The sequence below is a fragment of the Bacillus sp. T33-2 genome (assembly GCF_002860205.1).
Classification (GTDB): Bacteria; Bacillota; Bacilli; order Bacillales; family Cytobacillaceae; genus T33-2.
Genome location: NZ_PGVB01000010.1, coordinates 142,229 through 155,733, shown reverse-complemented (window position 1 = coordinate 155,733; position 13,505 = coordinate 142,229). Strand labels below are relative to the sequence as shown.

15 protein-coding genes and 1 other annotated feature are annotated in these 13,505 nt (G+C 46.1%); all 15 genes read left to right on the top strand.

Annotated elements, in window-relative coordinates; all coding sequences use genetic code 11:
- The first annotated feature begins 19 nt into the window (after window positions 1-19).
- The 15 genes from sigE to CVD19_RS07615 all read left to right on the top strand — a co-directional run bounded on the left by sigE (window position 20) and on the right by CVD19_RS07615 (window position 13,430).
- Complete coding sequence (sigE, locus tag CVD19_RS07685; protein WP_101581270.1) at window positions 20-739, top strand: RNA polymerase sporulation sigma factor SigE; 720 nt, start codon at window positions 20-22, stop codon at window positions 737-739.
- 242 nt (window positions 740-981) lie between these two features.
- Window positions 982-1,761, top strand: coding sequence for an RNA polymerase sporulation sigma factor SigG (gene sigG, locus CVD19_RS07680; RefSeq protein WP_101581269.1), 780 nt, complete (start codon window positions 982-984; stop codon window positions 1,759-1,761).
- 91 nt (window positions 1,762-1,852) lie between these two features.
- On the top strand, window positions 1,853-2,119 hold the full coding sequence (locus CVD19_RS07675) for a YlmC/YmxH family sporulation protein (RefSeq protein WP_101581268.1): 267 nt from the start codon (window positions 1,853-1,855) through the stop codon (window positions 2,117-2,119).
- 70 nt (window positions 2,120-2,189) lie between these two features.
- Window positions 2,190-3,017 carry a peptidoglycan editing factor PgeF gene (pgeF, locus tag CVD19_RS07670; protein WP_101581267.1) on the top strand — a complete coding sequence of 276 codons (828 nt, stop codon included), beginning with the start codon at window positions 2,190-2,192 and terminating at the stop codon, window positions 3,015-3,017.
- Window positions 3,018-3,692: a YggS family pyridoxal phosphate-dependent enzyme gene (locus tag CVD19_RS07665; RefSeq protein WP_101581266.1), complete on the top strand. Its 675-nt coding sequence runs from the start codon at window positions 3,018-3,020 to the stop codon at window positions 3,690-3,692.
- Window positions 3,693-3,706: 14 nt separating this feature from the next.
- On the top strand, window positions 3,707-4,147 hold the full coding sequence (locus CVD19_RS07660; RefSeq protein WP_101581265.1) for a cell division protein SepF: 441 nt from the start codon (window positions 3,707-3,709) through the stop codon (window positions 4,145-4,147).
- A 6-nt stretch (window positions 4,148-4,153) separates the two neighbouring features.
- Window positions 4,154-4,417, top strand: a complete 264-nt coding sequence (locus tag CVD19_RS07655) for a YggT family protein (protein WP_101581264.1) — start codon at window positions 4,154-4,156, stop codon at window positions 4,415-4,417.
- Between the two features lie 60 nt (window positions 4,418-4,477).
- Complete coding sequence (locus CVD19_RS07650; protein WP_101581263.1) at window positions 4,478-5,251, top strand: YlmH family RNA-binding protein; 774 nt, start codon at window positions 4,478-4,480, stop codon at window positions 5,249-5,251.
- Window positions 5,252-5,339: 88 nt separating this feature from the next.
- Window positions 5,340-5,861 carry a DivIVA domain-containing protein gene (locus tag CVD19_RS07645; protein WP_101581262.1) on the top strand — a complete coding sequence of 174 codons (522 nt, stop codon included), beginning with the start codon at window positions 5,340-5,342 and terminating at the stop codon, window positions 5,859-5,861.
- A 50-nt stretch (window positions 5,862-5,911) separates the two neighbouring features.
- Window positions 5,912-6,155: a binding site (T-box leader), on the top strand.
- 77 nt (window positions 6,156-6,232) lie between these two features.
- Window positions 6,233-8,998 (top strand): isoleucine--tRNA ligase, encoded by a 2,766-nt coding sequence (gene ileS, locus CVD19_RS07640; RefSeq protein WP_101581261.1) that lies wholly within the window; start codon window positions 6,233-6,235, stop codon window positions 8,996-8,998.
- A 317-nt stretch (window positions 8,999-9,315) separates the two neighbouring features.
- Complete coding sequence (locus tag CVD19_RS07635) at window positions 9,316-9,603, top strand: hypothetical protein (protein WP_101581260.1); 288 nt, start codon at window positions 9,316-9,318, stop codon at window positions 9,601-9,603.
- Between the two features lie 98 nt (window positions 9,604-9,701).
- On the top strand, window positions 9,702-10,193 hold the full coding sequence (lspA, locus tag CVD19_RS07630; protein ID WP_101581259.1) for a signal peptidase II: 492 nt from the start codon (window positions 9,702-9,704) through the stop codon (window positions 10,191-10,193).
- Window positions 10,165-11,076 (top strand): RluA family pseudouridine synthase, encoded by a 912-nt coding sequence (locus tag CVD19_RS07625; protein WP_101581258.1) that lies wholly within the window; start codon window positions 10,165-10,167, stop codon window positions 11,074-11,076. Before lspA ends, CVD19_RS07625 begins: the two co-directional genes overlap by 29 nt.
- Before the next feature lie 366 nt (window positions 11,077-11,442).
- Window positions 11,443-11,985 carry a bifunctional pyr operon transcriptional regulator/uracil phosphoribosyltransferase PyrR gene (gene pyrR / locus CVD19_RS07620; RefSeq protein WP_142383512.1) on the top strand — a complete coding sequence of 181 codons (543 nt, stop codon included), beginning with the start codon at window positions 11,443-11,445 and terminating at the stop codon, window positions 11,983-11,985.
- A gap of 140 nt (window positions 11,986-12,125) precedes the next feature.
- Window positions 12,126-13,430 (top strand): solute carrier family 23 protein, encoded by a 1,305-nt coding sequence (locus tag CVD19_RS07615; protein ID WP_101581256.1) that lies wholly within the window; start codon window positions 12,126-12,128, stop codon window positions 13,428-13,430.
- Window positions 13,431-13,505: the final 75 nt, after the last annotated feature.

Here is a 13,505-nt window from a genome sequence, read left to right as displayed (position 1 = left end):
TTTAGAAGGAGGACAATCCATGAAAAATATACGGCTTCGCATTTCTTATTACTGGTATAAATTGTTAATGAAATTAGGCTTGAAAACAGATGAAATATATTATATAGGCGGAAGCGAAGCATTGCCTCCGCCGTTAAATAAAGAAGAAGAGGAGATGCTGCTGCAAAAGCTACCCAATGGCGACAAAGCAGCCAGGTCGATCCTGATCGAGAGGAACTTGAGGCTTGTCGTGTACATTGCCCGGAAATTTGAAAATACCGGCATCAATATTGAGGACCTGATCAGCATCGGCACGATCGGATTGATTAAGGCGGTGAATACGTTTAACCCGGAAAAAAAGATAAAGCTTGCTACATACGCCTCAAGATGCATTGAAAATGAAATACTGATGTATTTGCGCAGAAACAATAAAATACGTTCTGAGGTTTCTTTTGATGAACCGCTCAACATCGACTGGGATGGAAATGAGCTTCTTCTTTCCGATGTGCTCGGAACAGATGATGACATCATCACAAAGGACCTGGAATCCAATGTTGACAAAAAATTGCTGATCAAGGCACTGCAGCAGCTGACAGACCGTGAAAAGCAAATCATGGAACTGCGCTTTGGGCTTGGCAGTGGGGAAGAGAAAACCCAGAAGGATGTCGCGGATATGCTTGGAATCTCCCAGTCATATATTTCCCGGCTGGAAAAACGGATCATTAAAAGGCTGCGGAAGGAATTTAATAAAATGGTTTAGAATACCGCGCATTTTTTATGTGAAAATTAGTTTAGGAATGCATTAATAATTAAATGTTTGAATATTACGCCTATTTCTCAGGTAAAAAAATATTTTTTAATGAAAAACCTCTGAATTTCATTTGTTTTTTTTGGCTTTTTGTTCCTCGGATGCCGTTTTGCTTCCAATTGAGAACTGCATATTTTTCCTTCCCACGGAGATACTGTTTTTTGAACAGCAACTCCTGTGAGGAGGGAAAGAGATTGACTCGAAACAAAGTGGAAATTTGCGGGGTGGATACATCAAAGCTGCCGGTTTTGAAGAATGAAGAAATGCGCGAGCTTTTCAAACAGATGCAAAACGGTGACATTACCGCCAGAGAAAAGCTTGTGAATGGAAACCTGCGGCTTGTTTTAAGCGTCATACAGCGGTTTAACAACCGGGGCGAGTTTGTTGATGACCTGTTCCAGGTTGGCTGTATTGGCCTGATGAAATCGATTGATAATTTTGATTTAAGCCAGAATGTGAAATTTTCAACGTATGCAGTGCCGATGATTATCGGAGAAATACGCCGGTACTTAAGGGACAACAATCCGATCAGGGTGTCCCGGTCATTAAGGGATATTGCATATAAAGCTTTGCAGGTCAGGGAAAGGCTGATGAGTGAAGTATCGAGGGAACCAACAGCTGAAGAAATCGCAAGGGTACTTGAAGTTCCCCACGAAGAAATAGTGTTTGCGCTTGATGCCATCCAGGACCCGGTGTCACTGTTCGAGCCAATCTATAATGATGGCGGGGACCCGATCTATGTGATGGATCAATTGAGCGATGAACGAAACAAGGATTCACACTGGATCGAAGAAATAGCCCTCAAGGAAGGCATGAGGCGCCTGAATGAGCGGGAGAAACTCATATTGAGAAAGCGCTTCTTCCAGGGCAAGACACAGATGGAGGTCGCCGAAGAAATCGGAATTTCCCAGGCTCAGGTATCCCGGCTTGAAAAGGCCGCAATCAAACAAATGAACAAAAATATTCAAAGTTAAAGCTGCCGGTGGGCAGCTTTTTATTTTGAATCATTGTTGCCGGTGTCCTTACATATATTTTCATATAAACAAAAGTCGGGGGGAACGCGGGATGTTTAAAGTGTCAGAATTTCAAGTCAAGGATGTTGTGAATGTTTCGGATGGAAAAAAACTCGGGAATATAGAAGATATAGAAATTAACTTAAATACAGGCAAAATCGAAGCAGTTGTAATCGGCGGTTCAGGAAAAGTACTTGGTTTTTTCGGACGTGATGACGAAGTTGTCATACCATGGAAAAATATTTTGAAGATCGGCCAGGATGTGATCCTTGTCCGTTATAAAGACAGCGGAGATCTAAAGGAACAGGACGGAGACTAGCACCAGGGGCAAGCTGTGTGACCGGCTTGGATTTTTGTGGTAAACTGTAGAAAAAAGAAGAGGTAATGATATGGAACCATTCATCCTTGGGCCCGAAGAGGCTTTTTTCATTCAGGAGTGGATGGAAAACAACCCTGGGCTTGTTGCCGGATTTTCTACAAAAAACGGCGGGGTTAGCGGGGAGGAATTTTCCACCCTCAATTTGGGCTTCCACGTTGGTGATAGCAGGGAAGCAGTATGCCAAAACCGCATGATTTTGTCTGAAAAGATCGCATTCCCGCTAAAAAGCTGGGTTGGTGCGGAACAGACACATGAAGTCAACATAAAAAAAGCAACGAAATCGGACCGGGGCAAAGGCGCAGCAGACTATGGAACCTCATATACAGCTACCGATGGTTTTTTTGCTGATGAAAAAGGGATTCTCCTGACCCTTTGCTTCGCCGACTGCGTTCCGCTCTTTTTTTTAAGCCCTGAGACCGGCCACGTTGGCCTTGCCCATGCCGGCTGGAAGGGGACGGTTCATGGGATCGGTAAACGGATGGCAGCCAAATTTGCAGCAAATGGGGTTTCCCCCGGCCGAATTTTAGCAGTAATCGGCCCATCCATTTGCGAAAAGTGTTATATTGTTGATAACAAAGTTATTTCTTTGGTACAAAATATACTAGAAGGTGTCGAAAAAAAACCATATAATCAAATTAAAGAAAATCAGTATCATCTTGATTTGAGAGAGCTGAATAAACAACTTCTGCTGAATGCCGGTGTAAGAGAGGAAAATATCAAAGTGACCGGTTTATGTACCAGCTGCCATAATGAGCATTTCTATTCCCATCGAAGGGACAGGGGGGCGGCTGGAAGAATGATTGCTTTTATTGGCTGGAAGGAGGATTATCTTCCGTAGATGAAAGTTTCGGAAAATCTGCAAAAAATTAATGAACAGATAAAATCGGCCTGTCAAAAAGCGGGCCGAAATCCTGATGAGGTCAAAATTGTTGCTGTAACAAAATATGTCAGTGCAGAGCGGGCAGCGGAAGCCGTACAGGCAGGCATTGTCCATATAGGTGAAAACCGGGAGGAAGGCTTGCTGGAAAAGCAGGGTGTACTGAAGGACAAGCCCGTCTGGCATTTCATTGGGACATTGCAGACAAGGAAGGTTAAAAATGTAATAGACAAAATTGATTATCTCCATTCTGTTGACAGGCTGTCCCTTGCAAAAGAAATTGATAAACGTGCTGCGGAAAAAATCAATTGTTTCGTCCAGGTGAACGTATCAGGCGAAGAATCCAAGCATGGATTGGCCCCTGATGCGGTTCCGGGTTTTATCAGGGAGCTCGGCGGGTTCAAGAAAATCAATGTGGCCGGGCTGATGACAATGGCGCCGAATACAAATGATGAAAATGTCCTCAGGCAATGCTTCCGCACGCTTAAAACCCTGCAGGCATCAGTACAGAGCCTGGGGCTGGCGTATGCTCCTTGCAATGAGCTTTCAATGGGAATGTCAAATGATTTTGCAATAGCAATAGAAGAAGGTGCCACGATGATCCGAATCGGCACAGCATTAGTAGGCGATGAATAGGAGGGGCAGAAAAAATGAGCCTTAAGACAAAAATAAAAACATTTTTTTTCCTTGACGATGAATATGACTATAATGAGGAAGAACAACTTGTTGAAGAAGAGATTGAACCTGTGAGGCAAAGCCGCCAGACCGTCCAGAAACAGAATGTCGTCAGCCTTCAAAGTGTGCAAAAATCTTCAAAAGTGATACTGATGGAACCAAGGGTATATGCTGAAGCCCAGGAAATTGCCGATCATTTGAAAAACCGGAGGGCTGTCGTGGTGAACCTCCAAAGGATTGAGCACGACCAGGCGAAAAGAATCGTTGATTTTTTAAGCGGTACGGTTTATGCGATCACAGGTGACATTCAGCGGATTGGCGCGAATATTTTCTTATGCACGCCTGATAATGTGGAGGTCTCAGGAAATATTTCTGAACTGATGCAGGAGCGTGATTTTCAAGAGTCGAGGTGGTAGAGTTAAATGGAAATAGTAGTAGGCTTGTTACAACAGTTGATCGAGATTTACCAGTGGGCGTTAATTATTTACATATTGATGTCCTGGTTTCCCAATGCAAGGGAAACAGCTATCGGACAGTTTTTGGCGCGGATTTGTGAGCCGTTCCTTGAGCCGTTCCGGCGGATCATTCCTTCGGTCGGCATGATCGATATTTCACCGATTGTCGCGATTTTTGTGCTGCGTTTCGCGGCTACTGGTTTAAGTGAAGTAGTCCGCTGGATTGCATAAAACTATCGTTCAGGGCTTAATAGCCCTTTTTGTTTTTAAAGTTGTTTTGGGGGCGGTCATATGAATATTTACCAGCATTTTCGTCCCGAAGAACGGGAATATATCGATCAGGTCGTCAAGTGGAAGGAATACGTGGAAGAAACCTATGCGCCCAAATTGACAGATTTTTTGGATCCCCGTGAACAGCAGATTTTAAAAATGATTATTGGAAACCATACTGATGTCAAATATAAGCTGTTTGGCGGGACCGAAAAGGCTGAGCGGCAGAGGGCGTTACTGCACCCCGATTATTATGAAGTGGTAGATGCTGATTTTCACATCACGCTGTTCGAGATTGACTACGCAAAAAAATTTATCAGCCTGGAGCATCGGCAGGTCCTGGGCAGCCTGATGTCACTTGGTTTAAAAAGGGGCAAATTCGGCGATATAGTGAAAAAGGGTGATGAAATCCAGTTCTTAGCAGCGTCGGAGATATCAGATTATGTTTCAATGCAGCTAAGCGCAATAGGCAAGGCTGCGATAAGCCTGGTGGAACGCCCGCTGGGGGAGGCGCTCGATTCGGGAGAAGTATGGCAGGAAATGAATGTCACATCCTCTTCGCTTCGACTTGACACAATGATTTCGTCCCTTTATAACCTCTCACGCCAAAAGTCGCAGCTTCTTGTACAGCATGGGGCCGCAAAAGTTAATTGGACCGCTATTGAAAACCCCTCGTTTGAATGCGGTGAGGGGGACATTATCTCAGTCCGGGGCCATGGCCGGGCAAAAATCGTGTCGATTGATGGAAAAACAAAAAAAGATAAATGGCGGGTTATTGCCGGACGGCAAAAATAAATATATATTAAAAATAGCAGGATTATTTGGTTTCTTGTCGAATAGATGCAAAGTACATAAAAGCAGATACTTAATGGGAGGTGGCGTCATGCCGTTAACGCCGTTAGATATACACAACAAAGAGTTCAGTAAAGGATTCAGGGGTTATGACGAGGACGAAGTAAATGAATTTCTTGACCAGGTCATCAAGGATTATGAACTGATCATCAGGGAAAAGAAAGAGCTTGAAGAAAAGCTGAATGAATTAAATGCCAGGCTCGGCCATTTTACCAATATTGAAGAAACTTTGAATAAATCGATTGTCATCGCTCAGGAAGCCGGTGAGGAAGTAAAGCGCAACGCCCAAAAAGAAGCGAAGCTGATCGTCAAGGAAGCAGAGAAAAATGCCGACCGGATCATCAATGAGTCGCTGTCAAAAGCGCGAAAAATAGCGCTTGAGATTGAAGAGCTGAAGAAGCAGTCCAAAGTTTTCAGGACACGCTTCAAAATGCTGATTGAAGCCCAGCTTGACATGCTCAATAATGATGACTGGGACCATCTGCTTGAGTATGAACTCGATTCAACTGAATTGAAATCGGCCGCGAGGGAAGAAGAAGACTCGCTCGCTTGACTCGGCGGCTATAAATCGTATATAATACCATAATAAAAAGGCAATATTTGATTGAAACAATGACAGGGACAGTACAGTTTTCATATATGCTTATTTTAGCGAACCGGGGATGGTGGGAGCCCGGCCATAGGCGGAAAAATTGGAAGATCCCCCTGTAGTTCCGAGCTGAACGTTATCCCAACCAGTAAGTGCAGGCGGGTCATTCACGTTAAGAATGTTGAGCGGACATTACTTGCATTGCCAGGAATGTCCAATTAGGGTGGTACCACGGGAAAAAACCTTCTCGTCCCTTTCCGGGATGAGAAGGTTTTTTATATTGATTTTTATGGAAAATTTTACTGTTTTTTGAAAGCGAATGGGAGGAAAATGCAATGGATTACAAAGATACGCTGTTAATGCCTAAGACTGAGTTCCCAATGCGCGGCAATCTGCCAAAGCGAGAACCAGAAATCCAGGCGCAATGGGATGCAATGAATATCTATGAAAAAGTACAGAAGCACACAGAGGGCAGGCCCCTATTCATTCTGCATGACGGCCCTCCATACGCGAATGGTGACATTCACATGGGGCATGCGCTTAATAAAATATTAAAGGATTTTATCGTCCGTTTTAAATCAATGAGCGGTTTTAATGCGCCCTATGTGCCAGGATGGGACACACACGGGCTTCCAATCGAGCAGGCCCTGACAAATAAAGGGGTAAAACGGAAAGAAATGACGGTTGCCGAGTTCCGTAAGCTGTGTGAACAATATGCCTACGAACAAATTGACAACCAGCGTTCGCAGTTCAAACGCCTTGGGGTCCGTGGCGACTGGGAAAACCCTTATATCACATTGAAGCCGGAATATGAGGCACAGCAAATTAAAGTGTTCGGCGAGATGGCTAAAAAGGGTTACATTTACAAGGGCCTTAAACCAGTTTACTGGTCTCCTTCCAGTGAATCAGCGCTCGCTGAAGCGGAAATTGAATATAAAGACAAACGGTCGGCGTCCATCTACGTTGGCTTCAAGGTTGCCGACGGGAAAGGTGTTCTTGAGGAAGGGACTGAAATCGTCATCTGGACGACGACTCCCTGGACGATTCCGGCAAACCTTGGCATCTCCGTCCATCCGGATCTTACGTACGCAGTTGTCGAAACAAACGGCAAGAAATATGTAGTTGCCCAGGACCTGCTTGAAAGCGTAACGAATGAAATCGGCTGGGAAAATCCATACGTTGTCAAGCAAGTGGCTGGTAAGGATTTGGAACATATTGTTGCAACGCACCCGCTTTATGGCCGTGATTCCCTCGTCATGCTCGGTGAACATGTTACGACCGATGCAGGAACAGGATGCGTACACACTGCGCCAGGCCACGGGGAAGACGACTTCTATGTTGGCCAGAAGTACGGAATTGGTGTCCTTAACCCTGTTGATGACAAAGGTGTTATGACAGCGGAAGCCCCTGGCTTTGAGGGACTGTTTTATGATGAAGCGAACAAGCCGATTACCGAAAAGCTGGATGAAGCAGGAGCACTGCTGAAGCTGTCATTCATCACTCACTCCTACCCGCATGACTGGAGAACGAAAAAGCCTGTCATTTTCCGGGCAACAGCGCAGTGGTTTGCTTCCATTAAAGATTTCCGCAATGACCTTCTTCAGGCAGTGGAGGAAACGAAATGGGTACCGGCCTGGGGTGAAACAAGGCTCTATAACATGGTTCGCGACCGTGGCGACTGGTGCATTTCCCGCCAGCGTGCCTGGGGAGTGCCAATCCCTGTTTTCTATGCTGAAAATGGCGAACCTGTGATTACAGATGAAACGATCGATCATGTTTCAGGCTTATTCCGGGAGCACGGTTCAAATGTCTGGTTTGAACGAGAAGCAAAAGATTTGCTGCCAGAAGGTTTCACCCATCCAGGAAGCCCGAATGGGAAGTTCACGAAGGAAACTGACATCATGGACGTCTGGTTTGACTCCGGTTCGTCCCACCAGGCAGTGCTTGAAGAAAGAGCCGACCTTCAGCGTCCGGCTGATCTTTATCTTGAAGGTTCGGACCAATACCGTGGCTGGTTTAACTCTTCTTTGTCCACTGCCGTCGCAGTGACAGGAAAAGCACCTTACAAAGGCGTACTAAGCCATGGATTTGCCCTTGACGGTGAAGGCAGGAAGATGAGCAAGTCGATCGGGAACGTAGTTGTTCCATCGAAAGTCATGAACCAGCTTGGAGCAGACATTTTGCGCCTGTGGGTAGCTTCTGTGGACTACCAGTCAGATGTGCGCGTTTCGGACGCAATCCTGAAACAGGTGGCTGAGGTTTACCGGAAGATCCGTAATACTTTCCGCTTCCTTCTCGGCAATCTTGCCGATTTCAACCCGGAAACGGATGCGGTTGCGTTTGATGAATTGCGTGAGGTTGACCAATTTATGCTTGTGAAGCTGAACAAACTTGTCAAGCAAGTGCGTGAAGCATACGACTCTTACGAGTTTGCAGGCGTTTACCATGCAGTCAATAATTTCTGTACGCTCGACCTGAGTGCGTTTTATTTGGATTTTGCCAAGGACGTGCTTTACATTGAGGCAGCAGACAATGTGGAACGGAGGGCAATCCAGACAGTACTTCATGAGAGCCTCATGACGCTTGTGAAGCTTACTGCTCCGATTCTGTCCCACACAGCCGATGAAGTATGGTCGTTCATCCCTTCCGTGAAAGAGGAAAGCGTGCAGCTGACATTAATGCCTGAGTATAAAGAATTCGCTAATGCGAAAGAACTCGAATCCAAATGGAACTCGTTCATGAAGCTTAGGGATGATGTCCTAAAAGCACTTGAAGAAGCGCGTAATGAAAAATTGATCGGTAAATCGTTGACGGCCAAGGTTTCACTTTATGTCAATGACAGGACGCGAGACCTTCTTGCCTCCATCAGCGAAAACCTTGGACAGCTTTTCATTGTTTCCGGCTTCGAGGTTGCCGGTTCATATGATGAGGCTCCCGAAAATGCTGTAAAGCTTGAGCATGCAGCCATTGTTGTATCAAAAGCTGAAGGTGAAACATGCGAGCGTTGCTGGGTTGTGACCCCTGAGGTTGGCAAAGTCGAAGAATATCCGACCCTATGCCCTAGATGCGCGACCGTGGTGAAAGAAAATTATGTCGAATAATCGGCTGGGCCAAGCGTGTTCATACTGAAATTGATAAAATCCCCGGAAGCTGTTCCGGGGATTTTTAAATTAAGCGGAAAATCCAGTGATTTAAGCGAAATATTGGCTTATTTAGGCGAATACAGCATATATTAAGCGAAAAATCAAAGAATTAAGCGAAAACCAAACGGATTTAAGCGAAACCTTCAGCCGTCCTGTCGAGACAGATTTTAAAATTTTCCTGTTGCGACAATTGTTGTACAGCTTGTAAAAAGTTTAACTGAGTCAGTCCTCCGGGAATGGAAAGAATAGTTGTAAACAGGATCGGAGGGAAGCATTTGAAGGAATACCTGGAACAAATCCAAGATCAACTCCGTAAATCACATGAAGAACTGCTCGAAAAATTGATGACCTGCCAGCAATCGAGTCCGATTTTAACTTTCATCAAGGAAGAACTGGTTGATATTGAGTCCACATTGAGCAAGATCGAAAAAGGTGAATTCGGTAAGTGTGAAATTTCAGGTGAGCTGCTTCCAGCAGAATTTCTTTTTATTCTTCCTACAGTAAAGTCGAACAGAGACCTCGAAAAGTTGCAAAAATTTTATCGGAAACCGCTGTATTCTTGACTCCCGCCGTGGACAGCCGGCAGAATAGCTGTCGTTTTTCAATCGTTTATGCTAAAATGCAAAGGTAATCATTGACTGTTGATATGGAGGTTACCTTTGTGTTTTATTACATAATCGCGTTGTGTGTCATCTTGCTTGACCAGCTAACAAAATGGATGATCGTTAAAAATCTCGAGCTTGGCGAAAGCATAAAGGTGATAGAAGATTTTCTCTATATCACCTCGCACCGGAACCGCGGGGCCGCATGGGGAATACTTCAAGGACAAATGTGGTTTTTCTATATCATCACGATTATCGTGGTCGTCGGAATTGTTTATTACATCCAAAAAGCAGCTAAAGGGAAAATGCTGCTCGGCGTATCCTTAGGCCTCATGCTTGGCGGGGCCATTGGGAACTTTATCGACCGCGTTTTTAGGAAGGAAGTGGTCGATTTTATTAACACCTATATTTTTGGCTATGATTTTCCGATTTTCAATATCGCTGATTCAGCTTTAGTGGTTGGTGTCGCGTTAATGATGCTGCAAATGCTGCGAGAAGAGAGAGAGGCAAAAAAGAAATCCTATGGAGAAAATGGAACACATCATTCTTGAAGAACAGGCTGGAGACAGGATCGATAAAGTGGTGGCGGCATTGCACGGAGATTGGTCACGAAGCCAGGTCCAGCAGTGGATAAAAGATGGAAACGTCATCGTGAACGACAAGCCTGTAAAAACAAATTATAAATGCAGCCTGAACGACTTTGTGGAAATAAGCATTCCTGAACCGGAAGCGCTTGATGTCATCCCGGAAGAAATGAATCTGGACATTTATTATGAGGATGCCGATGTGCTGGTGGTCAATAAACCTAAAGGGATGGTGGTCCACCCAGCACCAGGACATATGTCAGGCACCCTTGTGAATGGCCTGATGGCCCACTGCAAAGATTTGTCAGGCATCAATGGGGTGCTGCGCCCGGGAATTGTGCACAGAATTGACAAGGATACATCCGGGCTTTTGATGGTTGCCAAAAATGACCTGGCCCATGAAAGCCTCGTCAACCAGCTGGTGGAAAAATCGGTTACAAGAAAATATAAGGCGATTGTCCATGGCGTGATTCCCCATGATTTTGGCACCGTCGATGCGCCGCTTGCACGCGATCCAAAGGACCGCCAGAGCATGGCAGTTGTCGATAAGGGAAAGCATGCCGTCACCCATTTTAATGTGCTTGAAAGATTCGATGACTTTACGTACGTAGAATGCCAGCTTGAAACAGGACGAACACATCAGATACGTGTGCATATGAAGTATATCGGTTACCCGCTTGCTGGTGATCCAAAGTATGGCCCGAAAAAAACGCTTGATATAGACGGTCAGGCCCTTCATGCAGGGATACTGGGATTTATACATCCCAGGTCTGGAGAGTACCTTGAGTTCGAGGCGCCATTGCCGCCAGAATTTCAAGAACTCTTGGCAAACTTAAGACATAACCGTTGACAAATTTCTACACATCGCTTAAGATTGCAATAGTTGAATATGACCCTTTAATACAGTCCCGGGAGGCTGAGAAGGAAACGGAACGCGCACAGATTGCCTTATTAAGGCAGTGCCTGTGCCAATCAGGATTCGTGCACCCTCTCACCATAACGGCGAGAGGGTTTTTTGTAATCACGATTCCCTGCAGGAGCCGTCTTATGCCTGTCGGGGTCTTACAGGACGTAAAGGGTTGAGGCGTTGGGCACAGGACAAGGAAAGCTTCAGCAGCGAAACATCGCACGACTGAAAGCGGAGCTTTTAGGAGGACGTGCCCGCGCTTAGCCTCAACTCAGGCACTTCCGCTTTATATAGTTAGGAGAGATCATGATGGGCGAGAAAGCAATGGTCCTTGATGAACAGGCAATCCGCAGGGCTCTGACAAGAATAGCCCACGAGATTATCGAAAAAAATAAGGGAATTGAAGGCTGTGTCCTGGTAGGGATCCGTACACGGGGAATTTTTCTAGCCAAACGGCTTGCAGAAAAAATCCAGCAGATTGAGGGAACAGCGGTTGATGTAGGGGATCTTGACATCACCCTCTACCGTGACGATCTGACCAAAAAAACAGCTGACCAGGAACCGGAAGTGAGAGGTTCCGACATCCCGGTTGAGATCACGAATAAAAAAGTGATCCTGGTCGACGATGTGCTTTATACCGGCCGGACCGTCCGGGCAGCGATGGATGCCCTTGTTGATATTGGCCGTCCCGGTGCGATCCAGCTTGCCGTGCTCGTAGACAGGGGCCACAGGGAGCTGCCAATCCGGTCTGACTACGTCGGCAAAAACATCCCTACCTCAAGCACCGAAAAGATTGTGGTTGAACTGGCCGAAGTGGATGGGGAAGACCGGGTCAGCATTTACGAAAAATAAAATAAAACCCTTTTAAAATAGTCCAGAGAGGCTGAAAAAGCGGGGAAAAGCAAAGCGATATTGTTTTGCATGCCAAAAACCCTCTTTGTGCCTTTCACAAAGAGGGTTTTTTTTGAAAAATTATGGAGGGGAAAACCACTATGAGCAAACCAGTATTAGACGTAAAAGACGTACCATCACCATTGCAATGGTTCACACTAAGCCTTCAGCACTTATTCGCCATGTTTGGCGCAACAATCCTTGTGCCGTACCTGGTCGGCCTGAGCCCGGCCATCGCTCTGATTTCCAGCGGCCTCGGGACAATTGCGTTCCTGATCATAACCAAGTGGCAGGTACCGGCATACCTCGGTTCATCCTTTGCGTTTATCGCGCCGGTCATTGCGGCCAAAACAAGCGGCGGGCCTGCAGCAGCCATGATCGGCAGCTTTTTGGCCGGGCTTGTTTACGGCATCGTTGCCCTGGTCATCAAAAAAGCCGGTTACCGCTGGATCATGCAACTGCTCCCGCCAATCGTGGTCGGGCCCGTCATTATCGTCATCGGCCTTGCACTGGCGGGTACCGCTGTCAATATGGCAATGAACAATCCTGACGGAGAGTACAGCCTGATCCACTTTTCTGTAGCACTCGTGACATTGGCAGCAACAATCATTTTCTCCATTTACGCAAAAGGTACGCTCAGTCTGATTCCGATCCTTGCAGGGATCGTGATTGGATATTTGTACGCACTGGCGGTTGGCGTAGTCGACTTCGCCCCGGTGAAAAAAGCCGGTTGGTTCGAGTTTCCTGAATTCATCATTCCGTTCGTCAATTATGAAGTGAAACTCACACTGGATATCATCCTGCTCATGGTCCCGGTTGCGGTAGTTACGCTTTCTGAGCATATCGGGCACCAGCTAGTCCTTAGCAAAGTTGTTGGCCAAGACTTGATTAAACAACCGGGCTTGCACAGGTCCATCCTTGGTGACGGTGCAGCGACGATGATTTCCGCGCTGATTGGCGGCCCGCCAAAAACGACTTACGGTGAAAACATCGGGGTGCTTGCAATCACCCGGGTTTACAGTGTTTACGTCCTTTTCGGAGCTGCAGTGATTGCAATCGTGTTCGGTTTCATCGGTAAAATCACCGCGCTGATCAGCTCCATACCTACTCCTGTGATGGGCGGAGTTTCCATCCTGTTGTTTGGAATCATCGCTTCATCGGGGCTGAGAATGCTAGTTGACAGCAAAATCGATTTTGGAGACAAACGCAACCTTGTGATATCATCGGTAATCCTCGTAATCGGCATCGGGGGTGCGTTCATCAAGGTATCCGATCAATTCCAGCTTCAGGGCATGGCGCTTGCTGCCATCATTGGCATTGTTTTAAATCTCATCCTGCCTGGACGGGAGGATTTTGCAGAAAACAGTCTTGCAGTGGAAAACGAAAAAAACGAAGAAATAGCATAGACCGCCTTTTAAATTTGCCCCGTGAGGCTTGAAAGGGTGTAAGAGCCAGCCGGCATCAGCAGGAGAGCATCCTGC

What these genes read in the sequence shown, in the direction of transcription:
- sigE (WP_101581270.1), top strand. Translation starts at nt 20, where the DNA reads ATGAAAAATATACGGCTTCGCATTTCTTATTACTGGTATAAATTGTTA.
- CVD19_RS07675 (WP_101581268.1), top strand. Translation starts at nt 1,853, where the DNA reads ATGTTTAAAGTGTCAGAATTTCAAGTCAAGGATGTTGTGAATGTTTCG.
- pgeF (WP_101581267.1), top strand. Translation starts at nt 2,190, where the DNA reads ATGGAACCATTCATCCTTGGGCCCGAAGAGGCTTTTTTCATTCAGGAG.
- CVD19_RS07665 (WP_101581266.1), top strand. Translation starts at nt 3,018, where the DNA reads ATGAAAGTTTCGGAAAATCTGCAAAAAATTAATGAACAGATAAAATCG.
- CVD19_RS07660 (WP_101581265.1), top strand. Translation starts at nt 3,707, where the DNA reads ATGAGCCTTAAGACAAAAATAAAAACATTTTTTTTCCTTGACGATGAA.
- CVD19_RS07655 (WP_101581264.1), top strand. Translation starts at nt 4,154, where the DNA reads ATGGAAATAGTAGTAGGCTTGTTACAACAGTTGATCGAGATTTACCAG.
- CVD19_RS07650 (WP_101581263.1), top strand. Translation starts at nt 4,478, where the DNA reads ATGAATATTTACCAGCATTTTCGTCCCGAAGAACGGGAATATATCGAT.
- CVD19_RS07645 (WP_101581262.1), top strand. Translation starts at nt 5,340, where the DNA reads ATGCCGTTAACGCCGTTAGATATACACAACAAAGAGTTCAGTAAAGGA.
- ileS (WP_101581261.1), top strand. Translation starts at nt 6,233, where the DNA reads ATGGATTACAAAGATACGCTGTTAATGCCTAAGACTGAGTTCCCAATG.
- CVD19_RS07625 (WP_101581258.1), top strand. Translation starts at nt 10,165, where the DNA reads ATGGAGAAAATGGAACACATCATTCTTGAAGAACAGGCTGGAGACAGG.
- pyrR (WP_142383512.1), top strand. Translation starts at nt 11,443, where the DNA reads ATGGGCGAGAAAGCAATGGTCCTTGATGAACAGGCAATCCGCAGGGCT.
- CVD19_RS07615 (WP_101581256.1), top strand. Translation starts at nt 12,126, where the DNA reads ATGAGCAAACCAGTATTAGACGTAAAAGACGTACCATCACCATTGCAA.